We start from the raw sequence: 22,270 nt of genomic DNA, 5'->3' as shown, positions 1-22,270 counted from the left end.
CGGGACCACAATATGCATGAAAACAAGGGCTTGAAAGCGCGGGCATAGACTGTTTCGACGCGCTGTCCTTTTGGGAGCAGACCCGCGTCACAGACACGCATTTACTTTCGCAGGCCGGCGGCCTATCCCGCCGTTGAACAGAAAGCCTGAGCACCGTGAACGCAACGCCGCATACGCCGCTTCTCGACAAGGTCCGCATCCCGGCGGATTTGCGCGCGCTTGACGAGAGCGAACTGCCGCAACTGGCGTCCGAGCTTCGCCTCGAATTGGTCGACGCGGTATCCCGCACCGGTGGCCATCTCGGCGCCGGGCTTGGCGTGGTCGAACTGACGGTGGCGCTGCACTATGTCTTCAACACCCCTGACGACCGGCTGATCTGGGATGTCGGCCACCAGGCCTATCCGCACAAGATCCTGACCGGCCGCCGCGACCGCATCCGCACATTGCGCCAGGAAGGCGGTCTGTCCGGTTTCACCCGCCGCGCCGAGAGCGAATACGATCCCTTCGGCGCCGCGCACTCCTCGACATCGATCTCCGCCGGCCTCGGCATGGCCGCCGCCCGCGACCTCTCCGGCGGCCGCAACAACGTCATCGCCGTCATCGGCGACGGCGCCATGTCGGCCGGCATGGCTTATGAGGCGATGAACAATGCCGGCGCGCTCGATGCCCGGCTCATCGTCATCCTCAACGACAACGACATGTCGATCGCGCCGCCCACCGGCGCCATGAGCGCCTATCTGGCGCGTCTGGCCTCGGGCAAGGCCTATGCCGGCCTGCGCGACTTCGGCAAGAAGCTGACATCCTATCTCGGCAAGCGCGCCGACCGCGCGATCACAAGAGCGGTCGAGCATGCACGTGGCTATGTCACCGGCGGCACGCTGTTCGAGGAGCTCGGCTTCTACCACATCGGCCCGATCGACGGTCACAATCTCGAGCATCTGATCCCGGTGCTGAAGAACGTCCGCGACAATGGCGAAGGCCCGGTGCTGATCCATGTCGTCACTCAGAAGGGCAAGGGCTACGCGCCGGCGGAAGCCGCCGCCGACAAATATCACGGCGTCAACAAGTTCGACGTCATCACCGGCGCGCAGGCCAAGGCGCCGGCCAACGCACCGGCCTACACCAAGGTGTTTGCCGAAAGCCTGATCAGGGAAGCCCGCGAGGATGACCGCATCGTCGCCGTCACCGCCGCCATGCCGAGCGGCACCGGGCTGGACCTGTTCGGCGAAGTGTTCCCGTCAAGGACCTTCGATGTCGGCATTGCCGAACAGCACGCGGTGACGTTCGCCGCCGGCCTTGCGACGGAAGGCTACAAGCCGTTCGCCGCGATCTATTCGACCTTCCTGCAGCGCGCCTATGACCAGGTCGTCCACGATGTCGCGATCCAGAGATTGCCGGTGCGTTTCCCCATCGATCGCGCCGGTTTCGTCGGCGCCGATGGCGCCACCCATTGCGGCGCGTTCGACACCACCTTCCTGGCGAGCCTGCCGGGCTTCGTCGTGATGGCGGCGGCCGACGAGGCGGAACTGCGCCACATGGTGCGCACCGCGGCAAGCTATGATGGCGGCCCGATTGCCTTCCGCTATCCGCGCGGCAATGGCGTCGGCGTCGACATGCCGGAGCGCGGTTCGGTTCTCGAACTCGGCAAGGGCCGCATCGTCAGGGAAGGCACCAAGGTGGCGCTGCTGTCCTTCGGCACGCGCCTGCAGGATTGCCTGATCGCAGCCGAGGAACTCGGCGCGGCGGGGCTTTCCACCACCGTTGCCGATGCCCGCTTCGCCAAGCCGCTCGACGAGGATCTGATCCGCCGGCTCGCCCGCTCGCACGAGGTTCTGGTCACAGTGGAGGAGGGCGCCATTGGCGGCTTCGCCAGCCACGTGCTGCAGTTCCTCGCTCATGAGGGACTGCTGGAAAGCGGCCTGAAGGTGCGCCCGCTGGTGCTGCCCGACGTGTTCGCCGACCACGCCAAGCCGGAAAAGATGTATGCCGATGCAGGGCTCGACGCCGCCGGCATCGTACGCACCGTTTTCACCGCGCTCGGTCATACGGCCCGCGCCCAGCGTGCCTGATTCAAAACCTCAAGCGCTTGAATCAGTTTGCCGTCTTGATTTTGTAACGCATTGTTAACACTGCCGTTTGGCGTTTTGCTTACCGTATCCCTTGGCCGTTTTTCAACGGCACCCTGCTAGACCGGCGTCAGGCAGGGAGACAAAAACAATGAAGACGCTTCTATGCGGCGTGGCTTTTCTGACCATGATCGCTGCACCCGCCGCCGCCGAGACGCGCTATGACCGCAATCTCGAAAAGGCGGCGCTGGGCATCGTCGCCAGCAAGATGGGTGATATCCGCGGTGGCTTTTCTTACAGGCAGGTGCCGCAGCTCGTGGTCCTGCCGGATCCCGTTACGCCGCCCGTCATCGCCACCGAGCATCCTGCCGTGCAGGCATCGGGGGATCGGGACGACGGTTTGTCTCCGGCCGTCGAGCGCCAGGTGTCGCGGACCATCTTCTAGAACCACATATCGCGCACGCAACGCCCGTCGCGGGGCAGGTCGTCAAAAGTGTCGAGACCGTCGAAATGGTCGATCGGCAGATCGGCGACGGCCTCGGGCGGCGCCAGCCTGACGTTGACGGCGATGCGCGTTCGGCCGGAGGTGCCGGCGCGCAGGCCGCGCCAAGCGAGCACGCAGGCGCAGGTCGGGCAGAACAGGATTTCGAGCGAAGGCGCATCCTTTCCGGCGCGCGTATAGCTGCCCGTCAGCCCCGAAACGTGAATGCGCTCATTGACATAGTCATAGGCCCAGAGCGTGCCATAGCGACGGCAAAGCGTGCAGTTGCAAGCTGTCACCGGCCCGGGATCGCCTTCCAGCGTCCAGTGGGCTGCGCCGCAGTGGCAGGTTCCCGTCAGCATTCGTTCTCCCCCGAGTTGCGACGATGAAGGTTCTCCTATTACCCATTTTGCGGACCCGATGCGATGCACGCAAGCCGCCACGCGGCCCAATGCTTTCGCCGCTCTTTCCTTCGTCCGCCCCAATGTCCTTGCCTTCGCTGCCGGCTTTCGCCATGAAGGCCGATGAACTTGCCTCTGCCAGCCAACACCCGCCAGCGGCTCGACGACCTGCTCGTCCAGCGCGGCCTGTTTGCCAGCCGCTCGCGTGCCCGCGACGCGGTCGAACGCGGCACGGTGACGGTTGACGGCACCGTTGCCCGCAAGCCCGGCCAGAACGTTTCACCGCAATGCCTTGTTGCCATCGACGATCCGGCGCAAGGCTATGTCTCGCGCGCGGCGCTTAAGCTCATCGGCGGGCTCGATCACTTCAGCCTCGATCCGGCTGGTCGCGAAGCGCTCGACATCGGCGCCTCGACCGGCGGGTTCACCCAGGTGCTGCTGGAGCGTGGTGCTGCCCATGTCACCGCGATCGATGTTGGGCACGGCCAGATGCATCCCGATATCGGCAAGGACCCGCGTGTGACGGTCATCGAGGGCCTGAACGCCCGCGATCTCACCATCGCCGATCTTGCCGGCCGTGTTCCGGGGTTCATTGTCTCCGACGTCAGCTTCATCTCGCTCAAACTGGCGCTGCCGCCGGCGCTCGCCATTGCGAGGCCTGGTGCTGCCGCGGTCTTTCTGGTCAAACCGCAGTTCGAGGCGGGGCGTGAGGCGATCGGCAAAGGCGGGCTGTTGAAAGACCCCTTCGATGCCGCCCGTGTCGCCGGCCTGCTGCAGGACTGGCTGGACGCCGTTCCCGGCTGGCGCTCGCTCGGCCTGCACCTGTCGCCGATCGAAGGCGGCGACGGCAATCGCGAATTCCTGCTCGGTGGGATCAAGGATCGATGAGCGCGCGCTTCACCATCAAAAAACTTGGCGCCCAGGGCGACGGCATCGCCGAAACCGAAAGCGGCGACCTGTTCATTCCCTTCACCCTGCCTGGCGAGATCGTCACCGCCGCACGCGAACGGGATCGCGCCACGCTGATGGCGGTGCTGGAGGCCTCGCCGCTGCGCATCGAACCCGCCTGCCGCCATTTCACCGAATGCGGCGGCTGCGCCCTCCAGCATTTCGAGGCCGAAGCCTATCACCAGTGGAAACGCGACAAGGTGGTGCACGCGCTGAAGGGCATTGATTGCGGCATCGACGCGCTGGTCGCCTGCGCGCCGCACACGCGCCGCCGTGTCGTTCTCACCGCCCGGCGCAGCGAGACGGGCATGCTGCTCGGTTTCAACCGTCATCTGTCGCCGGAAATCATTTCCATCTCCGAATGCCCGATCTCGCTGCCCGAGATCGTCGCGGCACTCGACCGGTTGCGGGCGCTGGCAGACTTGATATGCGCAACCACCAAATCGTTCCGCATGGCCGTCACCGCGACGGGCTCCGGCCTCGATGTCGCGGTGCATGAGTCCGGCAAGCTCGGCGAACACCAGCGCCGCATCGCTTCCAATTTCGTCCTGGCGCAGGGCTTTGCCAGGCTGTCCATCGATGACGAGATCATCATCGAACCGCGCAAGCCCGTGGTGATGTTCGGCAGCGTTGCGGTCGCCGTGCCGCCCGGCGCCTTCCTGCAGGCGACCGAGGCTGCCGAACGGACCATGGCCGACATTGTCGGTGGACATCTGAAGCGCGCCAAGAAGGTCGCCGATCTTTTCGCCGGTTGCGGCAGCTTTGCCTTGCGGCTGGCCGAGAAGTCGGAAGTGCACGCGGTGGAAGGCGATGCCGCGGCCCTCGCCGCGCTCGATCGGGCGGCACGTTTCGCGACCGGTTTGAAGCGGGTGACGGCCGAACGCCGCGACCTGTTCCGCCGGCCGCTGACGTTCAAGGAGTTGAACGCCTTTGATGGACTAGTCTTTGATCCGCCGCGCGCGGGTGCCGAGGACCAGTCCAAGCAGATCGCCCGCTCGGATGTTCCCTTCGTCGCCGCAGTGTCCTGCAATCCGGTGACGCTGGCGCGCGACCTGCGCATCCTCATCGACGGCGGCTATAAACTGAAAGGCGTGACGCCGATCGACCAGTTCCTGTGGTCACCCCATGTCGAAGCGGTCGCCCTGCTGGAAAAGCCGAGAAAAAGGCGCGGCTGAGCCGGCTGATGATCACGTTTGGTTGAGACCGGGCACTTCAGCCTCTCCCGGCCCAAAGCGGCCGGATTGACGCCGCAAAGCCGCCTTTTTGCCCCGGCCTAGTCCGGCCGGGGCGGAAACATCGGCACTCTCACCTGACGGATGATCGTAATGCGGACGGTCTCGAAACTCCTCGCTTTTTTCCTTGCCCTCTCCATTTTCGCGTTCGGGCCGACAGCCCTGGCGCTGGCGCAGAGCCAAAAACGTCTCGCCTTCGTCATCGGCAACGCCGCCTACCCCTCGGGCGCGCTGGCGACGCCCGCCAACGACGCTGGCCTCATCGCCCAGACATTGCAGGCGGCGGGGTTCGACGTGGTCGGCGCGCGCGATGTTGACCAGGAATCGCTGCGTGGCGCCTATCGCGATTTCCTCGCCAAGGTCACGGCTGCCGGTCCCGACGCGGTAGTGTTCGTCTATCTGGCCGGCCAGGGCCTGCAGTTCGAGGGTGAGAACTATTTCGTGCCCGTCGATGCGCAGATCGCCAACGCCGCCGACGTTCCGATGGCCGCTGTGCGGGTCTCCGACCTCACCAAGCCGCTTGCAGCACTGCCGACCAAGGTCAACATCGTCGTGCTCGACGCGGCCCGGCCAAATTCCTTCGCCAGGTCGAACCAGCCGCTGGCCGGCGGCCTTGCGCTGGTCGATCCAGACCCGAACATGCTGATCGCCTTCAACGCCGCCCCCGGCACGGTCGCGCCGGACGGCAAGGGTCCTTATGGCGCTTATGCGCAGGCGCTCGCCGAGATGATCAGGGATGGCGGCTTGCAACTGGGCGATGTGTTCGATCGCACGCGCCTGCGCGTCAACGAGGTGACGCAAGGCGCGGAACTGCCCTGGGACGAGTCGAAGATCACGCAGCCCTTCCTCTTCTTCGACCGTGGCCCGGATGCCCCGCCGCCGCAGGTTTCATCCGCCGAGATCCGCACGATGCGGACCAAGGAAATCCGCGACTTCGACGCGCATGACGCCTATATCGCCGCTCTCGATCGCGACACGATGCGCGGCTACGAGGACTTTCTGGTCGCCTATCCCCACGATCCCCTGGCCAGGCGCGTGCGCGCCATCCTGGCGGCGCGGCGCGAGGCGATCACCTGGCGCCAGACCTGGCTGAGGGACACGCCCGAAGCCTACTGGTCCTATCTCGATCGCTATCCGCATGGCCCGCACGCCTGGGATGCCCGCCGCCGGCTAGAACATTTCGATGCCGCGCTCGAACCGCCGCAGGGTTTTGCGGTCTACGCCTACGACGTGCCGCCGCCACCACCCGATGAGATCGTCTATGTCGACCGGCCCGTGCTCTATTTCGACGACCCGGAATTCGATTTCGCACCACCGCCGCCCGTGACGGTGATCTTCCTGCCGCCACGGCCGCGCGACTTCATCGAACTGCCGCCACCGCCGCCGCCTGCCGGCATCTTCCTGCTGCCGACGCCCGTCTTCGTGCCTGTGCCGGCCTGGGTGAACCCGCCGCATGACATCCTCCCGCCACCGAACGACGTCATCTTCAACAACATCCACAACACCACCATCGTCAACAACACGACGATCAACGAGAACAATAACCAGGGCGGTGGCCTCACCACCGGTCAGAAGCTGACTGCTGGCGCCGTGGGCCTGGGTGCGGCCGCGCTGGCAACGAAGGTGGCGTTGCCGGCCTTCCTGCAGAAAAAGGAAACCGTGCTGTCCAAGCAGAACCCGGGTGGCCTCCCGCTGAAGCCGGGGCAGGGTGGCCAGCAGCCGGGCGGTGTCACGCCGCCATCGAAGACATTGCCCGCCGACAAGCTGACAGGTCATGCCTTGCCCGGCGCCGACGGCAAGGTGCTGCCGCTCGTCAATGGCAAGCCGGTGCTGAATGGACAGAACCTGCCCAACACCCCGAACCTGCCTAAGCAGAACCCGGGCGGCCTCCCGCAGAAGCCCGGGCAGGGTGGCCAGCAGCCGGGCGGTGTCACGCCGCTATCGAAGACATTGCCCGCCGACAAGCTGACAGGTCATGCCTTGCCCGGTGCCGACGGCAAGGTGCTGCCGCTCGTCAATGGCAAGCCGGTGCTGAATGGACAGAACCTGCCCAACAACCCAAATCTGCCAAAGAACAACTCCACGAAGCTCCTGAACAAGCAGGCCACGGTAAGTGGAAACGCCGTGACCGGCAACCCGGCGGTGAATGGACAAAACGGCGCCAATGGCCAGGGTGACGGGCAGGCCCAGAATGGTATCGGCAAGACCGGCAAGGATGCCAAGTTGCGCAAGATCCCGGGCGCCAACGGCACGCCAGCGGCGAATGGCGTGAACAACCCATCGGCGGCCAATGGCCAGAATTCAGGCCAGAACCCGCCCAACGGCAAGCTCAAGAAACTTCACAATCAGGGCTTCGGCCAGGCCAATGGGCAAGGCAATGGGCCCATGGGCGACGGCAACGGTCCCAAATTCCACAAGTTTGCTGCCAACGGAAGCGGTGGCGGCAATGTCCAGCAGAAATTCAAAGTCAGCAATGGCAACCCTCAGCTGAAGGTGCTGGGTCAGCCCAAGCCGCAGAGGCCGGAGTTCCATGCCCAGCCGAAGCAGCAGGTGCAGCGGCAGGCACAACCAAGGCCGCCGCAGCCGCCGGCCGGCAAGAAGCCGTCTTGCGGGCACCCCAATGAGCCCGCTTGCAAGAAATAGCGTGTGGGACCGCGAAGATGCCGCGCGACACACGATGCCATCACAACTTCGTGGTTGCCCAAGGCCAAGATTGCGCGCCGCTTTGGCGCGCTGTTACGAGTCCATATTGGGTGGGGCGCCCAAGGGAGTAACCACAATGCGGATTGCAAGCGTTCTGACATCCATCGCCGTGGCCGGGTTCATTGCGACGGGAGCTGCCACGGCAGCGACCACAGCGGCAGCCACCACGGCGCCCGCCACCACCACCACAGCCCCGGTCGCCGCTCCCGCGAAAAAGGCAAAGACGACTGTCATGACGCCAGAGAAAACCGCGATTTCGAAGCAATGTTCGGCACTCGCCGATGCCCAGAAGCTGCACGGCAAGGCACGCGAGAAATTCCGGGCGGACTGCAAGAAGAACGGTGGCAAGGCCACCTGATCAGCGCCTGTTCCCGGCTATCGTTGCCAGCCTTCCCCGCCGGGGGAGGCTGGCGGCAGTTCCGGAAAACATGAATAGGGTTCTGCTCTGAAGCCGGGTTCTTTGGGCTCGGTCAAGGGCGCATGACACGGTCGCCGAATATTCCATCCCGAGCGCTGGAAAGGCACCGGCCATCCGCGGCGCCTGCACCACTGCGGCCTGAAAGGTCGCTCAGTCCACGAGCTTGGCAACGTTGGTGAGGGTCTTCGGCGTACCGCCCCGCCGGTTGATCGACACCCAGATATTCGGGTTCTGCTGCGACTGGCGTTTGACGAAGTAGTAGCCGGTCGCGTTCCAGGGCCGGATTTCGTCGACCAGATTGTCGAGAACCAGGTCGCCCTTGTCGGTCTTCACCGTCAGGATGGTGTGTCCTTCATTGTCGAGGTCGTGGACCACGGTCATCAGCAGTGCCTGCCGGGGGAATCCGGCCTCCTGAAGAAGCTTGCGCTTGTAGAGCGCGTAGATCTTGCAGTCGCCCTTGCCGTCGACCGGGTAGTCCCAGTGGTCGGCCATCGTGCCCCAGTGGTCGAAATTGCTGACGGGCTTGATGGAACTGTTCGCCTTCTGGTTTATCCGCTTCAGGGTGCGCAGGTTCTGCGCCGTCAGCTTGACGCTGACGGCCGGTAGAGCGGGCACCTTGCACTCTTTTGGCCGGCGATGACAGAAATCGACCCACCCGTAGGGAATGCTGGTGGGGCCGCCAACCGCGGCAAAGCGTGAGGCATCCGAGGACGATTGCGTCTTCCCGAACAATGCCGGCTGCTGGGGCAAGGTGGATTGCGCTGACGCCGAACTGACATCCAGCGACGTTGCGCCAATCAGCGAAACACAGCCAAGCAGGAACGAGGAAGTCAGGACGCCGAGGGAACGCAGCACTGGCAACACCATCGCACGAGAGGATCGATCAAAGCTAATGTGGCGATCGTGCGCGATCAATTAAACATTTAAGAAGGCGTTAACATGTTCGTGTTCGGGGCACGCAACGCGGGGTGACGCACTCCGCCAAGCCGTCATCGCGCTATGCTTCTTTCACATCCCCAAACCCAGCGGCTTGCCAGGCACCGAAAGACGACATTGGTATCAATCGCTGGCTTGCCGCCGCCGTGCCTCGGCGAGAACGCCGCCGTCCATCTCCTCGCGTCTTCGGCCTGCAGCTGTGGGGCAGGGAACCAAAGACGTCTTGAGGCCGGGTTGCGGCGAAGGGAGTTGCTTGCTTCAAAAGAACGCCCTCCGGCGTATCTTCGACCTCCAGGTGGGTACCAACGCCCCATTTCCTGCGCTTGCGGATCGCGCTGGGCAGGACCACTTGCCCCTCGGTCGAGACAGTGGTGATGGGTTTTTCGGAGCTAGCCATCAGAGCTTACCTCGATGCAGTCTCGATCAAACCCTGGTGCCGCCCACCGTCATCTGGTTCATCCTGAGATGCGGCTGGCCGACGCCGACCGGCACGCCCTGTCCGGCCTTGCCGCACATGCCGATGCCGTTGTCGAGCTTCATGTCGTTGCCGACCATCGAGACGCGGTGCATGGCGTCGGGCCCGTTGCCGATCAGCATGGCGCCCTTGATCGGTTGCGTCACCTTGCCGTTCTCGATCATGTAGGCCTCGGTGCAGCCGAACACGAATTTGCCCGAGGTGATGTCCACCTGGCCGCCGCCGAAGGAGACGGCGTAAATGCCGTTCTTGACCGAGGCGATGATCTCGTCCGGCTCCATGTCGCCTGAAGTCATGTAGGTGTTGGTCATGCGCGGCATCGGCTGGTGCGCATAGCCTTCGCGCCTTCCGTTGCCGGTTGCTTTCATGCCCATCAGCCGTGCGTTCTGCCGGTCCTGCATGTAGCCGACCAGCTTGCCGTCCTCGATCAGCACGTTGCGGGCCGAAGGCGTGCCTTCATCATCAACGGTGAGCGAGCCGCGCCGCTCGGGGATGGTGCCGTCGTCGACGACAGTGACGCCCTTGGCGGCGACCTGCTGGCCCAGCAGGCCGGCGAAGGCCGAGGTCTTCTTGCGGTTGAAGTCGCCTTCCAGCCCGTGCCCGACGGCCTCGTGCAGCATGACGCCCGGCCAGCCGCTGGACAGCACGATGTCGAAGGTGCCTGCGGGGGCGGGGATGGCCTCGAGATTGACCAGCGCCTGCCTCAGCGCTTCCTTGGCGGCGTGCTTCCAGCTGTCCTCGATCAGGAAGTCGCCGAACGCCTTGCGTCCGCCCATGCCGTAGGAGCCGCTTTCCTGGCGGTCGCCGTCGCCGACCACGACGGAGACGTTAATGCGGACCAGCGGCCTGATATCGCGCACCACCTGGCCGTCGGCGCGCACGATCTCGACATGCTGCCAGGACGCCGCGAGCGAGGCCGTCACCTGGCGCACACGTGGATCCTCGGCGCGCAGCCAGGCATCGATTTCCTGCAGCAGCTTTGCCTTGGCCTCGAAGGAAGGCGAGGGGATCGGGTTCTCGTCGCCGTAGAGATGGCGGTTGGTGCGAGCGGGCGCGGCGGCAAGCGTACCGGAATAGCCGCCCTTGACGGTCGAAACGGCAGCCGCGGCGCGCAGCAGCGAGGCCTCGGACAAGTCGCTCGAATGGGCGTAGCCGCTGGCCTCACCGGCGACGGCACGCAGGCCAAAGCCCTGGTCGGTGTTGAAATTGGCGGTCTTCAGCCGGCCATTGTCGAACATCAGCGCCTCGCTCTCGCTGTATTCGAGAAACAGTTCGCCGTCGTCGGCGCCGTTGATGGTGTCGGCAACGATCTGCTTGATGCGATCGTCGGAAATATCGAATTGGCCGATCAGGCTGTTCATGGCGCATCCATTCGTCGGAAGAGAGCTTGTTTCCCCCGATGTAGGCGCGAAGCCGCGCCGAGACAATCGTCCCGACGCGCCGCAAGGGCAAATGCGCTTCGCCGACAGACCGCCGGCGTCACTTCTGGTTGATGAAATCCTTGATGTTGGTGGTCATCGAATCCCAGTTCGAGAATTGTTCCTCGAGATTGGCCTTGGTGATGCCGCCGATGAAGGAGACATCCATCTTGAAGTTGGAACCGTCGCCGGAAAACGCCTTCACCCAGCGGTACTTCTTGTTCCACGCATTGGCCTGCTCGGCCGTGAAGGCATCGGTGTAGCCCGAGGAAAACTGGATCGATTTGCACTTCTCGTGGTTTTCGCAACCATAGAAGTAGATCACGTACTTCATGCCTTCGAGCCGGCCGGAGACCATCGGGTCGCCGCCATCGTCCTTGTCCAGCTTGGCGGAACCGTAACCCTTGGCGATTTCGAGAATTGCCGCCGGATCAGGCGCCGTGATGATTTCGGTATCTTCAGCCCAGGCAACGGAACCGGCGCCGGTAAAAATCAGACCTGCGGAGAAAAGCAAGGAAAACGAACGCATGATGACCCCCACCGCCAAACCCCATCCCATGGGAATTCTGCGTCAGGGTCAGGTTTTTCGCAAGCGCCTGGCCGTCAGGGAAGGGCGGCGAAGCCGTCGGCAAAACCCTTGAGGTCGACAGGAATGCCGATGCCTTCTTCCGGCGTCTGGAAGACGATGAATGTCGCCGACGTGCCGGTCTTCAGCGTGTCGAGCAGCGGCTTTTCGAGGATGACCTCGGCATAGCAGCCGTCCTGGAAGCAGCGCACGAAATAGGCGCGGCCGATGTCCTTGCCGTCGACATTGAGGCCGAGCCCGTTCGGCAAAAGCACGCCGAGCGGCGCCAGCACGCGCAGGATCTCGGCCTTGTTGTCGGCGGTGCGCAGCACGACCACCGACAGCCCCATCTCCGGACGATCCTCGGCGACGACATTCTGCATCATCACGCATTGTTCGGAGGTGGCGCCCGCCGGCGTGTCACAGATGATCGACCAGGCGCCATGCGTCGAGCGCACCGTGCCGCTTGGCTGGGCGGCATTGGCTTGACCGGCGACGAACAGACCGGCCGCGGATAAAGCGGCAAGAAACATGGCCCTGACCAGGCTGCTCGAAAGCCCCGGTCTCGTATGCCCCAGTTCCGAAAGCCAAGAGTTCATGACGGCTCCATTGCGAATCACGGCACTTTAAGCCGCGCTTATGCCAAGTAAAGGACGAGACCGCTGCCGAACTGTCCTGAAACAGGCAATACAGCGCTTTTCCCTACCAAATTCGCCTGAATTACGACGCTTCGCGCACGTCGCCGGTGTGAGGCGGGTTGCCTGTCGAACATAGGCGATTCGCCGCCATGGACGCTGCCCCACAAGAGCCATCTCAGCCTGCGCGCAAAAATGCCGCACAGTTTCCTCCGCTCCTTTCTTGCGGAGGGAAAAAGAGTATGGTTTGAACCACCTTGAGACTGTCGGGATTCCCGTCCCGGCATTGTTCGTTATTCTCGTTGGCACGGCCGCGAGGAACTGGGAGACGAAGAGGGCGATGAGAAATTTCCTAGCAGACGCCAAGTTTCTAGCCAGTGCTGGGGCTGCCACCGCGCTTTTCGCCGGCACGTCCGCCCATGCCGACCAGCCCGTGGCGTGGGAGACGACTTTCCAGGCGCCGGCGACCGACATGATGCGGCAGATCGAATGGTTCGGAAACTACACGATGTGGTTCATCGTCCCGATCACCATTCTGGTGCTGCTTCTCCTCGCCTACTGCATCGTCAGGTTCCGCGCGAGCGCAAACCCGGTTCCCTCCAAGACCAGCCACAACACGCTGATCGAGGTGATCTGGACCGTCGGTCCTGTCGTGATCCTGCTCTGCCTCGCCATCCCCTCGTTCCAGCTCCTGACCGCGCAGTACACGCCGCCGGAAGAAGCCAAGCTGACCGTCAAGGCGACCGGCAATCAGTGGAACTGGGACTACGAATACCAGACCGACAGCACGCTCTCCTTCAATTCGGCCATCCTCCAGGATGGTGATCGCGCCAAGGCCGGCAAGGAGGATCGCAAGGTCTATCCGCGCCTGCTCGCCGTCGACAATGAACTGGTGGTGCCGGTCAACACGATGACGCGCGTGCTCGTCACCGCGACCGACGTGATCCACTCCTTCGCCATGCCGTCCTTCGGCATCAAGATCGACGCCATTCCGGGGCGCACCAACGAGACCTGGTTCAAGGCGGAGAAGGAAGGCATCTTTTACGGCCAGTGCTCGCAGCTTTGCGGCAAGGACCACGCCTTCATGCCGATCGCCATTCGCGTCGTCTCCGACGCGCAGTTCAAGACCTGGCTGGCTGCGGCCAAGACCGATCTGCCCGGCGCCAACAAGACGCTGATGGCCGAGGTCGATGGCCAGAACAAGGTAGCGGCCGCCGGCAATTGATGCCGCGGGTTAGCAAGATTTAGGGAACGGAGCGGAACATGGCAGACGCTGCAGCTCACGACAGCCACGACCACAAGCCTTATCATGGCTGGGTGCGCTGGGTCTATTCGACCAACCACAAGGACATCGGCACGCTCTACCTGATCTTCGCGATCATGGCCGGCATCATCGGCGGCGCCCTGTCGGTTGCCATCCGCATGGAGTTGCAGGAGCCCGGCATCCAGATCTTCAGCGGTCTGGCGCAGATGGTCTACGGCATGAACGGCGACGCCGCGGTCGACGGCGGCAAGAGCATGTACAATGCCTTCGCCACCGCGCATGCGCTGATCATGATCTTCTTCATGGTCATGCCGGCCCTGATCGGCGGCTTCGCCAACTGGATGGTGCCGATCATGATCGGCGCGCCCGACATGGCGTTCCCGCGCATGAACAACATCTCCTTCTGGCTGCTGCCGCCGGCCTTCATCCTGCTGCTGACCTCGATGTTCGTGCCGAGCGCGCCGGGCGCTTACGGTGTCGGTGGTGGCTGGACGCTCTATCCGCCGTTGTCGACCTCGGGTCAGCCCGGGCCTGCCATGGATCTGGCGATCCTGTCGATCCACATCGCCGGTGCCTCGTCGATCCTCGGCGCCATCAACTTCATCACCACCATCTTCAACATGCGTGCTCCGGGCATGACGCTGCACAAGATGCCGCTGTTCGCCTGGTCGGTGCTGGTCACCGCCTTCCTGCTGCTGTTGTCCCTGCCGGTCCTGGCCGGCGGCATCACGATGCTGCTCACCGACCGCAATTTCGGCACCACTTTCTTCGCGCCTGATGGCGGCGGCGATCCCCTGCTGTTCCAGCACCTGTTCTGGTTCTTCGGCCATCCGGAAGTCTACATCCTGATCCTGCCGGGCTTCGGCATCATCAGCCACATCGTCTCGACCTTCTCGAAGAAGCCGGTGTTCGGTTATCTCGGCATGGCCTACGCCATGGTCGCGATCGGCGCCGTTGGCTTCATCGTCTGGGCGCACCACATGTACACGACCGGCCTGTCGCTCGACACGCAGCGCTACTTCGTTTTCGCAACCATGGTCATCGCGGTGCCGACGGGCGTGAAGATCTTCTCCTGGATCGCGACGATGTGGGGCGGGTCGATCTCGTTCAAGACGCCGATGCTGTGGGCGCTGGGCTTCATCTTCCTGTTCACCATCGGTGGCGTCACCGGCGTCCAGCTGGCCAATGCCGGCCTCGACCGCTCGCTGCATGACACCTATTTCGTCATCGCCCACTTCCACTATGTGCTGTCGCTGGGTGCGGTGTTCGCGATCTTCGCCGGCTGGTACTACTGGTTCCCCAAGATGACCGGCTACATGTACTCGCCCGTCATCGCCAACACCCACTTCTGGGTCACCTTCGTGGGCGTCAACCTGATCTTCTTCCCGCAGCATTTCCTCGGCCTCGCCGGCATGCCGCGCCGTACCATCGACTATCCGGACGCGTTTGCCGGCTGGAACTACGTGTCGTCGATCGGCTCCTACATCTCCGCCGTCGGCGTCCTGATCTTCCTCTACGGCGTGTTCGAAGCCTTCCAGAAGAAGCGGATCGCCGGTGCCAACCCGTGGGGCGAGGGCGCCACCACGCTCGAATGGCAGCTGCCTTCGCCGCCGCCGTTCCACCAGTGGGAGCAGCTGCCGAAGATCAAGTAAGGCGGCACCCGCCCGAATACGAAACCGCCGGTTCGCCGGCGGTTTTGGCCAACGGAATGATGGACCGAGTACGCATGGCCCTAGTTGACGAAACCAGCATTGACGAAGCGGGCTTCCGCATGTCGGAAGCGACGGCGGGCGATTTCTTCGCCCTGCTGAAGCCGCGCGTCATGTCGCTGGTGGTGTTCACGGCCTTTGTCGGGCTGGTCGCCGCACCGGTTACCATCAACCCGCTGCTGGCGGTGATCGCCATCCTGTCTATCGCCATCGGTGCAGGCGCCTCGGGCGCGCTCAACATGTGGTACGACGCTGACATCGACGCGGTGATGACCAGGACAGCAAGCCGCCCGGTGCCGTCCGGCCGCATCCAGCCGCACGAGGCGCTGAGCTTCGGCCTGGTGCTGTCGGTGCTGTCGGTGATGACGCTTGGCGTGCTGGTCAATTGGCTGTCCGCGACGCTGCTGGCATTCACCATCTTCTTCTATGCCGTCGTCTACACGATGTGGCTGAAGCGCTGGACGCCGCAGAACATCGTCATTGGCGGCGCGGCCGGTGCCATTCCTCCGGTGATCGGCTGGGCCGCGGTGACCGGATCGGTCAGCCTCGAAAGCATCGTCCTGTTCCTGATCATCTTTCTGTGGACACCGCCGCATTTCTGGGCGCTCGCGCTGTTCAAGTCCGGAGACTATGAGCGCGCCGGCATCCCGATGATGCCCAATGTCGCCGGCCAGGCGTCGACCCGCCGTCAGATTTTCGCCTATGCGCTGGTGCTGGCCCCGGTCGGCGTGGCGCCATGGCTGCTCGGCTACACCACGCCCTTCTATGGCGTGGCCGCCATGCTGCTCGGGCTCGGCTTTGTCTGGTATGCGTGGAAAGTGCTCCGCATGGCCGACGACGACCGCGTCATGAAGCCGGCCAAGGCGCTGTTTGCCTATTCGCTGCTTTATCTCTTCGCCATCTTCGCTGCCTACCTGGCCGACAGCGTCGTCGAACGCGCGCTTGCCATGGGTGGAGCATGATCATGGTCGAGGAAAAGCTTGAGACGGTCACCTTGACCGATCGCCAGAGGAAGGCCCAGCGCAGCCGATCCATCGCCATAGGCGTGGCGCTGGCGGTGCTGGTCGTTATTTTCTACATCGCCACGATCGTCAAGTTCGGCCACAATCTGGGCACGATGTGATGAGCGTCGAGATGTCCAAGAAGCCGGTCGGCAAAAACAGCAACCGCGTCGTCGCGGCTGTCTGCCTTGCCTTCTTCACGGGCATGATCGGCATGGCCTATGCAGCCGTGCCGCTCTACAAGATGTTCTGCCAGGCGACCGGTTATGGCGGCACGACGCAACGTGTCGAGAAGCAATATGCCGGCCGCGTGCTCGACCGCGAGATCACCGTGCGCTTCGACGCCAACATCGCCGGCGTACCGTGGGAGTTCCAGCCGGTCCAGCGCTCGATGACCATGAAGATCGGCGAGACGGTGCAGGCGCATTATCAGGCGACCAACAAGTTCGATCGCCCCGTCACCGGCCGCGCCACCTTCAACGTGCAGCCGGAACTGGCGGGGCCCTACTTCAACAAAGTCGAGTGTTTCTGCTTCACCGATACGTCGCTGAAGCCTGGCGAGACGCTGGACATGCCGGTCCTGTTCTATGTGGACCCCGATATCGTGAATGTGCCGGAACTGAAGGACGTGAAGACGATCACGCTGTCCTATACGATGTTCCCGGTCGAGAAGAACAAGCCGGTTGCCTCTTCGGAGCCGGTCCAGGGCACCAGCAAGACAGTTTCAGATACCGAAGCAAATCTCGGGGGTTGATATGGCAGACGCGCACGCAAAACATCACGACTATCATCTCGTCGACCCAAGCCCGTGGCCTTTCCTGGGATCGGTAGGCGCACTCGTCATGGCCTTCGGCGGCGTCTGCCTCATGGAGTATTTGAAGGGCGGCTCCTTCCCGATCTTCGGCTACAACATCGCCAACCCGTGGCTGTTCTTCATCGGCCTGGTGATCGTCCTCTACACCATGTTCGCCTGGTGGTCGGACACGATCAAGGAAGCGCATGAGGGACATCACACGCGGGTCGTGTCGCTGCATCTGCGCTACGGCATGATCATGTTCATCGCCTCGGAGGTGATGTTCTTCGTCGCCTGGTTCTGGGCCTATTTCGACGCCAGCCTTTTTGCCGGCGAGGTGCAGAACTACGCGCGCCACACATTTACCGGTGGTGTCTGGCCGCCGAAGGGCATGGAAGTTCTCGATCCCTTCCACCTGCCGCTTTACAACACCATCATCCTGCTGCTGTCGGGCACCACGGTCACCTGGGCGCACCATTCGCTCATCCATGGCGACCGCAAGGGCCTGATCAACGGCCTGGTGCTGACCGTCGGCCTCGGCATGCTGTTCACCATGGTCCAGGCCTATGAGTACATGCACGCTCCGTTCGGCTTCAAGGATTCCATCTACGGCGCCACCTTCTTCATGGCGACCGGCTTCCATGGGTTCCATGTCATCATCGGCACCATCTTCCTGCTGGTCTGCCTGATCCGGGCGATGAAGGGCGATTTCACGCCCAAGCAGCATTTCGGCTTCGAGGCCGCCGCCTGGTACTGGCACTTCGTCGACGTGGTCTGGCTGTTCCTGTTCGCCTCGATCTATGTCTGGGGATCGGTCGGCGCGGTGATTGAAGGCCACTGATCCGGTCCTTAGCATTTCGATTTTCATGAAGGCGGCCGCGGTGACGTGGCCGCCTTCTTCTTTTCGGCGCAATGATTGCCGATCGATTGCCGATGCGGCTGACAATTCCCTGGGCGATCTGCGCCTTCATCCTCCTGGCTTTCCCGGCTCTGGGGGCCGAGAAGGTCGATCTGGTGCGTGTCCACAAGGCGGAGCGGCGGCTGGAACTGATCGGTGACGGCAAGGTCCTGCGCAGCTACGGCATCGCGCTTGGCGGAAATCCCGTCGGCCACAAGCACCAGGAGGGCGACCAGCGCACGCCAGAGGGGCGCTATATGCTCGACTGGCGCAACCCCAACAGCATCGCGCACAGATCGATCCATATTTCGTATCCCAATGCCGACGATCTGGCGGCGGCAAAGGCGCGCAATATCGACGCCGGTGGCATGATCATGATCCACGGCCAGCCGAATGGGTTCGGCTGGTGGGGCTGGCTGCTTCAATTGGTCGACTGGACTGACGGCTGCATTGCCGTTACGGACTCCGACATGGACGAAATCTGGGCAATGGTGGCCGATGGGACACCGATCGAGATCGAGCAATAGCGATGAGTGGCGGCCCTACCCATGAGTGAAGACAAGGCGATCTGGCCTCCGATCGAACCGATATCGGCCGGCCTGCACGGCCGCTGCCCGCGCTGCGGCGAAGGGCGGCTGTTTTCGGGCTTCCTCACCGTCGGCAAACGCTGCGTCAATTGCGGCCTCGACTATTCCTTCGCCGATGCCGGCGACGGACCGGCGGTCTTCGTCATCCTGATCATCGGCTTCATCATCGTCGGCCTGGCGCTCTGGGTCGAGGTGACGCTGAGCCCGCCGCTCTGGCTCCATCTGCTGGTCTGGATCCCGCTGGCCCTGGTGCTGTGCCTGACGGCGCTGCGGCTGATCAAGGGCGTGCTGCTCACTCTCCAATATGCCAACAAGGCGGCTGAAGGCCGGCTGGACCGCGGCGAATGAGCGAGGCATCCGTCAAAAGTACCGGCCGTTCGCGGCCACGATCGGCATTGCTGCTCGGTCTTGGCCTGGTGCTGCTTTTGATCCTGCTGGCGCTCGGCACCTGGCAGGTCCAGCGCCTGCACTGGAAGGAAGGTCTCCTGCAGACCATCGACCAGCGCACCCATTCGGCGCCGCAGCCGCTGGCCGAGGTCGAGAAGCAATTCGCCTCGACCGGCGACGTCGACTACACGCCGGTCACCGTCTCCGGCACGTTCCTGCATTCGGGCGAACGGCATTTCTATGCGACCTGGGATGGTGACGCCGGCTTCAACGTCTACACGCCGCTTGCGCTCGACGATGGCCGCTTCGTGCTGATCAATCGTGGTTTCATACCCTATGATCTGAAAGACCCCGCCAAGCGCGCCAAGGGGCAGGTGACAGGCAAGGTTACCATCACCGGGCTTGCCCGCAATCCGCTGCCGGCAAAGCCGTCGATGATGCTTCCCGACAATGACGTGGCCAAGAACATCTTCTACTGGAAGGACCGCGACGTCATGGCAGCAAGTGCCGGCCTGCCAGCCGGGTTCACCCTGGTGCCGATCTTCATCGATGCCGACAAGACGCCCAATCCCGGCGGTCTGCCGGTCGGCGGCGTCACCATCATCGACCTGCCGAACAGCCATCTGCAGTATGCGATGACCTGGTACGGACTTGCAGCGGCACTCGCCGCCGTGCTCATCCTGCGGCTTCGCCGTCCCGCGAAAGAGGAATGAACGCAAGCAGCGCACTTCCTTTCCATCGATACCCTTGACAGGGCCCGCTCTTGACAGAACAGGGGTAGGCACCTCATTTCGGCGCTGACGAACCGGCCAGGATTTAATGCTTCAGACAACCAACAAGCCTCCGCTGACGATCCGGCTCTGCCAGCCGCGGGGTTTCTGCGCCGGCGTCGACCGCGCCATCCAGATCGTCGTGCTGGCGCTCAAGAAATACGGCGCGCCGGTCTATGTCCGCCACGAGATCGTGCACAACCGTTACGTTGTCGAAGGGCTGCAAAGCCTTGGCGCCGTCTTCATAGAGGAACTCTCCGAGATCCCGGCCGAGCACCGGCAGTCGCCGGTCGTCTTCTCGGCGCATGGCGTGCCGAAATCGGTGCCGGCGGATGCCCAGGCGCGCAACCTCTTCTATCTCGACGCCACCTGTCCGCTGGTCTCCAAGGTCCACAAGCAGGCGATGCGCCATCAGCGGCTTGGCCGCCATGTGCTGTTGATCGGCCATGCCGGACACCCCGAGGTGATCGGCACGATGGGGCAATTGCCTGAGGGCGCGGTCACGCTGGTCGAGACCGAAGCAGATGCCGCGAAGCTCGTGCCCGCCGATCCGAAGGCGCTTGGCTTCGTCACCCAGACCACATTGTCGGTCGAGGACACTGCCGGCATCATCCGTGCGCTGAAGGACCGCTTTCCCGATCTGCAGGCGCCTGCGGCTGAATCGATCTGCTACGCCACCACCAACCGCCAGGAAGCGGTCAAGGACACCGCCCCGGGCGCCGATCTCTATCTGATCGTCGGCGCCCCCAACTCCTCCAATTCGCGACGCCTTGTCGAAGTGGCGGAGCGTGCCGGCGCCACGATGTCGCTTCTCGTGCAGCGCGCAGCCGAGATTCCGTGGAATGACATCGGCAATATTTCGACGCTCGGCCTGTCGGCGGGGGCTTCGGCGCCGGAGATCATCGTCGACGAGATCATCGACGCGTTCCGACAACGCTTCGATGTCACCATCGACCTCGCCATCACAGCCACCGAAACAGAGGATTTTCCGGTCATGCGGGTACTGCGCGATGTCGAACTGACGCCGGCCGACATGGCCTTCGTCAATGGGGCCGCGTAAGGCACATGGCGGTCTACACCGACGTTGCGGAGGGCGAACTCGGCGCTTTCCTGAAGCACTATCCGGTTGGCGAACTCCTGTCCTACAAGGGCATAGCCGAAGGTACGGAGAACTCCAACTTCCTGCTGCACACCTCCAGCGGCTCCTACATCCTGACGCTCTATGAGAAGCGCGTCGACAAGGCGGATCTGCCGTTCTTTCTCGGGCTGATGGGCCATCTCGCCAACAAGGGCGTGTCCTGCCCGCTGCCGGTGACCGCGCATGACGGCAGCGTCATCGGCACGCTGGCCGGCAGGCCGGCGGTCATCATCACCTTCCTCGAAGGGCTTTCGCTGCGGCGGCCGACGGCGACGCATTGCGCCGAGGTCGGCAAGGCGCTGGCCGCCTTGCATCTGGCCGGGGCCGATTTTCCGATGAACCGTCCGAATGCGCTCGCCATCGACGGCTGGCGCAAGCTTTGGAACGCGGCCCGCAACCGCGCCGACGAGGTCGAGCCGGGCCTGGCGGCCGAGGTCGATGCCGACTTCGCCGATTTCGAGCGCAACTGGCCGAAGGGCCTTCCGGCAGGCATTATCCATGCCGATCTGTTTCCGGACAATGTCTTCTTCCTCGGCGAAAAACTCTCCGGCCTGATCGACTTCTATTTCGCTTGCGACGACCTCTATGCCTATGATGTCGCCACCTGCCTCAACGCCTGGTGTTTCGAGAAGGATTTCTCCTTCAACCTCACCAAGGGCAAGGCACTGCTCGCCGGCTATCAGAGCGTGCGCCCGCTGAGCGCAGAGGAAAAGGCGGCGCTGCCGATGCTGTCGCGCGGTTCGGCGTTGCGTTTCATGCTGACCCGGCTCTACGACTGGTTGACCGTTCCCGATGGCGGCTTGGTGATGAAGCGCGACCCGACTGAATATATCAGGCGGATGCGGTTCCATCGGGCAATCAAATCGGCTTCGGAATATGGATTGGCCGAATACGGGGTATCATGAGCAAACAGGTTGAAATCTTCACCGACGGTGCCTGTTCGGGCAATCCTGGCCCTGGCGGCTGGGGCGCCATCCTGCGCTTCAACGGCACCACCAGGGAGCTTTCAGGTGGCGAGGCTGAAACGACCAACAACCGCATGGAGCTGCTGGCCGCCATCTCGGCGCTGAATGCGCTGAAGGAGCCTTGCACGGTCGAGCTGCACACCGACAGCAAATATGTCATGGACGGCATTTCCAAGTGGATCCATGGCTGGAAGAAGAACGGCTGGAAGACCGCCGACAAGAAGCCGGTCAAGAACGGCGAACTGTGGCAGGCGCTGGATGAAGCCAACCGGCGCCACAAGGTCACCTGGAACTGGGTCAAGGGCCATGCCGGCCACACCGAGAACGAGCGCGCCGACGAGCTCGCGCGGGAAGGTATGGCGCCGTTCAAGAAGGGCTCTTTCAAGCCGGCGGTTTCAGCGCCGAAGCCGGATGTCCAGGCAAAGCAGCCATTGGCTACGAAGGCGCGTCGTTCGACCCAGAGCTATTGAGTTCCCGCGG

23 protein-coding genes and 1 pseudogene are annotated in these 22,270 nt (G+C 63.4%); 18 read left to right on the top strand and 6 right to left on the bottom strand.

Going from position 1 to position 22,270, the window contains the following annotated elements; all coding sequences use genetic code 11:
* The first annotated feature begins 155 nt into the window (after window positions 1–155).
* Window positions 156–2,069 carry a 1-deoxy-D-xylulose-5-phosphate synthase gene (dxs, locus tag JG746_RS26000; protein ID WP_202355318.1) on the top strand — a complete coding sequence of 638 codons (1,914 nt, stop codon included), beginning with the start codon at window positions 156–158 and terminating at the stop codon, window positions 2,067–2,069.
* A gap of 148 nt (window positions 2,070–2,217) precedes the next feature.
* Window positions 2,218–2,511: a hypothetical protein gene (locus tag JG746_RS25995; protein ID WP_202355317.1), complete on the top strand. Its 294-nt coding sequence runs from the start codon at window positions 2,218–2,220 to the stop codon at window positions 2,509–2,511.
* Here the strand turns inward: JG746_RS25995 and JG746_RS25990 are convergent.
* The gene (locus JG746_RS25990) at window positions 2,508–2,909 is read right to left on the bottom strand and encodes a GFA family protein (protein ID WP_202355316.1); all 402 of its coding nucleotides are present in this window, start codon (window positions 2,907–2,909) and stop codon (window positions 2,508–2,510) included. The genes JG746_RS25995 and JG746_RS25990 overlap by 4 nt on opposite strands.
* 162 nt (window positions 2,910–3,071) lie before the next feature.
* Here JG746_RS25990 and JG746_RS25985 point away from each other — a divergent pair, with 162 nt between their 5' ends.
* The 4 genes from JG746_RS25985 to JG746_RS25970 all read left to right on the top strand — a co-directional run bounded on the left by JG746_RS25985 (window position 3,072) and on the right by JG746_RS25970 (window position 8,189).
* Entirely contained in the window at window positions 3,072–3,836 is a 765-nt protein-coding gene (locus tag JG746_RS25985; RefSeq protein ID WP_202355315.1) for a TlyA family RNA methyltransferase, read from the top strand.
* Window positions 3,833–5,071 carry a class I SAM-dependent RNA methyltransferase gene (locus JG746_RS25980; RefSeq protein ID WP_202355314.1) on the top strand — a complete coding sequence of 413 codons (1,239 nt, stop codon included), beginning with the start codon at window positions 3,833–3,835 and terminating at the stop codon, window positions 5,069–5,071. Before JG746_RS25985 ends, JG746_RS25980 begins: the two co-directional genes overlap by 4 nt.
* A 141-nt stretch (window positions 5,072–5,212) precedes the next feature.
* Window positions 5,213–7,771 carry a caspase family protein gene (locus tag JG746_RS25975; RefSeq protein WP_202355313.1) on the top strand — a complete coding sequence of 853 codons (2,559 nt, stop codon included), beginning with the start codon at window positions 5,213–5,215 and terminating at the stop codon, window positions 7,769–7,771.
* Window positions 7,772–7,907: 136 nt separating this feature from the next.
* Complete coding sequence (locus JG746_RS25970) at window positions 7,908–8,189, top strand: hypothetical protein (RefSeq protein WP_202355312.1); 282 nt, start codon at window positions 7,908–7,910, stop codon at window positions 8,187–8,189.
* A 210-nt stretch (window positions 8,190–8,399) separates the two neighbouring features.
* Here JG746_RS25970 and JG746_RS25965 read toward each other — a convergent pair whose 3' ends face one another.
* The 5 genes and pseudogenes from JG746_RS25965 to JG746_RS25945 all read right to left on the bottom strand — a co-directional run bounded on the left by JG746_RS25965 (window position 8,400) and on the right by JG746_RS25945 (window position 12,242).
* Entirely contained in the window at window positions 8,400–9,161 is a 762-nt protein-coding gene (locus tag JG746_RS25965) for a transglutaminase-like cysteine peptidase (RefSeq protein WP_446721219.1), read from the bottom strand.
* Window positions 9,162–9,308: 147 nt separating this feature from the next.
* Window positions 9,309–9,582 (bottom strand): annotated as a pseudogene (locus JG746_RS25960) (AbrB/MazE/SpoVT family DNA-binding domain-containing protein).
* A gap of 26 nt (window positions 9,583–9,608) precedes the next feature.
* Window positions 9,609–11,021: a metalloprotease TldD gene (gene tldD, locus JG746_RS25955; protein WP_183457445.1), complete on the bottom strand. Its 1,413-nt coding sequence runs from the start codon at window positions 11,019–11,021 to the stop codon at window positions 9,609–9,611.
* A 118-nt stretch (window positions 11,022–11,139) separates the two neighbouring features.
* Window positions 11,140–11,607, bottom strand: coding sequence for a YbjN domain-containing protein (locus JG746_RS25950; RefSeq protein ID WP_202355311.1), 468 nt, complete (start codon window positions 11,605–11,607; stop codon window positions 11,140–11,142).
* A gap of 74 nt (window positions 11,608–11,681) precedes the next feature.
* Window positions 11,682–12,242, bottom strand: a complete 561-nt coding sequence (locus tag JG746_RS25945; RefSeq protein WP_202355310.1) for an invasion associated locus B family protein — start codon at window positions 12,240–12,242, stop codon at window positions 11,682–11,684.
* A 376-nt stretch (window positions 12,243–12,618) separates the two neighbouring features.
* Here JG746_RS25945 and coxB point away from each other — a divergent pair, with 376 nt between their 5' ends.
* The 12 genes from coxB to rnhA all read left to right on the top strand — a co-directional run bounded on the left by coxB (window position 12,619) and on the right by rnhA (window position 22,260).
* On the top strand, window positions 12,619–13,503 hold the full coding sequence (gene coxB, locus JG746_RS25940; protein ID WP_244730448.1) for a cytochrome c oxidase subunit II: 885 nt from the start codon (window positions 12,619–12,621) through the stop codon (window positions 13,501–13,503).
* Between the two features lie 38 nt (window positions 13,504–13,541).
* Window positions 13,542–15,194, top strand: coding sequence for a cytochrome c oxidase subunit I (gene ctaD, locus JG746_RS25935; protein ID WP_202355308.1), 1,653 nt, complete (start codon window positions 13,542–13,544; stop codon window positions 15,192–15,194).
* 74 nt (window positions 15,195–15,268) lie between these two features.
* On the top strand, window positions 15,269–16,213 hold the full coding sequence (locus JG746_RS25930; RefSeq protein WP_202355307.1) for a heme o synthase: 945 nt from the start codon (window positions 15,269–15,271) through the stop codon (window positions 16,211–16,213).
* Window positions 16,214–16,215: 2 nt separating this feature from the next.
* Window positions 16,216–16,374: a hypothetical protein gene (locus JG746_RS25925; RefSeq protein ID WP_202359565.1), complete on the top strand. Its 159-nt coding sequence runs from the start codon at window positions 16,216–16,218 to the stop codon at window positions 16,372–16,374.
* Window positions 16,374–17,006: a cytochrome c oxidase assembly protein gene (locus tag JG746_RS25920; RefSeq protein WP_202355306.1), complete on the top strand. Its 633-nt coding sequence runs from the start codon at window positions 16,374–16,376 to the stop codon at window positions 17,004–17,006. Before JG746_RS25925 ends, JG746_RS25920 begins: the two co-directional genes overlap by 1 nt.
* Before the next feature lies 1 nt (window position 17,007).
* Complete coding sequence (locus JG746_RS25915; RefSeq protein WP_202355305.1) at window positions 17,008–17,886, top strand: cytochrome c oxidase subunit 3; 879 nt, start codon at window positions 17,008–17,010, stop codon at window positions 17,884–17,886.
* A 92-nt stretch (window positions 17,887–17,978) separates the two neighbouring features.
* Window positions 17,979–18,470 (top strand): L,D-transpeptidase family protein, encoded by a 492-nt coding sequence (locus JG746_RS25910; RefSeq protein ID WP_202355304.1) that lies wholly within the window; start codon window positions 17,979–17,981, stop codon window positions 18,468–18,470.
* Window positions 18,471–18,491: 21 nt separating this feature from the next.
* Window positions 18,492–18,878, top strand: coding sequence for a DUF983 domain-containing protein (locus tag JG746_RS25905; RefSeq protein ID WP_095771026.1), 387 nt, complete (start codon window positions 18,492–18,494; stop codon window positions 18,876–18,878).
* Complete coding sequence (locus JG746_RS25900; protein ID WP_202355303.1) at window positions 18,875–19,630, top strand: SURF1 family protein; 756 nt, start codon at window positions 18,875–18,877, stop codon at window positions 19,628–19,630. The genes JG746_RS25905 and JG746_RS25900 overlap by 4 nt, the downstream gene beginning before the upstream one ends.
* Window positions 19,631–19,736: 106 nt before the next feature.
* Window positions 19,737–20,747, top strand: coding sequence for a 4-hydroxy-3-methylbut-2-enyl diphosphate reductase (gene ispH, locus JG746_RS25895; RefSeq protein WP_202355302.1), 1,011 nt, complete (start codon window positions 19,737–19,739; stop codon window positions 20,745–20,747).
* A gap of 5 nt (window positions 20,748–20,752) precedes the next feature.
* Window positions 20,753–21,730, top strand: a complete 978-nt coding sequence (locus JG746_RS25890) for a homoserine kinase (RefSeq protein WP_202355301.1) — start codon at window positions 20,753–20,755, stop codon at window positions 21,728–21,730.
* Window positions 21,727–22,260, top strand: coding sequence for a ribonuclease HI (rnhA, locus tag JG746_RS25885; RefSeq protein WP_202355300.1), 534 nt, complete (start codon window positions 21,727–21,729; stop codon window positions 22,258–22,260). Before JG746_RS25890 ends, rnhA begins: the two co-directional genes overlap by 4 nt.
* Window positions 22,261–22,270 lie beyond the last annotated feature (10 nt).

It is taken from the genome of Mesorhizobium sp. 113-3-3 (assembly GCF_016756495.1).
GTDB lineage: Bacteria > Pseudomonadota > Alphaproteobacteria > Rhizobiales > Rhizobiaceae > Mesorhizobium.
This window is presented reverse-complemented; position numbering and strand designations above follow the sequence as displayed.

What these genes read in the sequence shown, in the direction of transcription:
- ctaD (WP_202355308.1), top strand. Translation starts at nt 13,542, where the DNA reads ATGGCAGACGCTGCAGCTCACGACAGCCACGACCACAAGCCTTATCAT.
- rnhA (WP_202355300.1), top strand. Translation starts at nt 21,727, where the DNA reads ATGAGCAAACAGGTTGAAATCTTCACCGACGGTGCCTGTTCGGGCAAT.
- JG746_RS25970 (WP_202355312.1), top strand. Translation starts at nt 7,908, where the DNA reads ATGCGGATTGCAAGCGTTCTGACATCCATCGCCGTGGCCGGGTTCATT.
- JG746_RS25945 (WP_202355310.1), bottom strand. Translation starts at nt 12,242, where the DNA reads ATGAACTCTTGGCTTTCGGAACTGGGGCATACGAGACCGGGGCTTTCG.
- JG746_RS25915 (WP_202355305.1), top strand. Translation starts at nt 17,008, where the DNA reads ATGGCAGACGCGCACGCAAAACATCACGACTATCATCTCGTCGACCCA.
- JG746_RS25925 (WP_202359565.1), top strand. Translation starts at nt 16,216, where the DNA reads ATGGTCGAGGAAAAGCTTGAGACGGTCACCTTGACCGATCGCCAGAGG.
- JG746_RS25980 (WP_202355314.1), top strand. Translation starts at nt 3,833, where the DNA reads ATGAGCGCGCGCTTCACCATCAAAAAACTTGGCGCCCAGGGCGACGGC.
- JG746_RS25950 (WP_202355311.1), bottom strand. Translation starts at nt 11,607, where the DNA reads ATGCGTTCGTTTTCCTTGCTTTTCTCCGCAGGTCTGATTTTTACCGGC.
- coxB (WP_244730448.1), top strand. Translation starts at nt 12,619, where the DNA reads ATGAGAAATTTCCTAGCAGACGCCAAGTTTCTAGCCAGTGCTGGGGCT.
- JG746_RS25995 (WP_202355317.1), top strand. Translation starts at nt 2,218, where the DNA reads ATGAAGACGCTTCTATGCGGCGTGGCTTTTCTGACCATGATCGCTGCA.
- JG746_RS25890 (WP_202355301.1), top strand. Translation starts at nt 20,753, where the DNA reads ATGGCGGTCTACACCGACGTTGCGGAGGGCGAACTCGGCGCTTTCCTG.
- JG746_RS25990 (WP_202355316.1), bottom strand. Translation starts at nt 2,909, where the DNA reads ATGCTGACGGGAACCTGCCACTGCGGCGCAGCCCACTGGACGCTGGAA.
- JG746_RS25920 (WP_202355306.1), top strand. Translation starts at nt 16,374, where the DNA reads ATGAGCGTCGAGATGTCCAAGAAGCCGGTCGGCAAAAACAGCAACCGC.
- ispH (WP_202355302.1), top strand. Translation starts at nt 19,737, where the DNA reads ATGCTTCAGACAACCAACAAGCCTCCGCTGACGATCCGGCTCTGCCAG.
- JG746_RS25900 (WP_202355303.1), top strand. Translation starts at nt 18,875, where the DNA reads ATGAGCGAGGCATCCGTCAAAAGTACCGGCCGTTCGCGGCCACGATCG.
- JG746_RS25985 (WP_202355315.1), top strand. Translation starts at nt 3,072, where the DNA reads ATGAACTTGCCTCTGCCAGCCAACACCCGCCAGCGGCTCGACGACCTG.
- JG746_RS25905 (WP_095771026.1), top strand. Translation starts at nt 18,492, where the DNA reads ATGAGTGAAGACAAGGCGATCTGGCCTCCGATCGAACCGATATCGGCC.
- JG746_RS25975 (WP_202355313.1), top strand. Translation starts at nt 5,213, where the DNA reads ATGATCGTAATGCGGACGGTCTCGAAACTCCTCGCTTTTTTCCTTGCC.
- JG746_RS25910 (WP_202355304.1), top strand. Translation starts at nt 17,979, where the DNA reads ATGCGGCTGACAATTCCCTGGGCGATCTGCGCCTTCATCCTCCTGGCT.
- tldD (WP_183457445.1), bottom strand. Translation starts at nt 11,021, where the DNA reads ATGAACAGCCTGATCGGCCAATTCGATATTTCCGACGATCGCATCAAG.
- JG746_RS25930 (WP_202355307.1), top strand. Translation starts at nt 15,269, where the DNA reads ATGGCCCTAGTTGACGAAACCAGCATTGACGAAGCGGGCTTCCGCATG.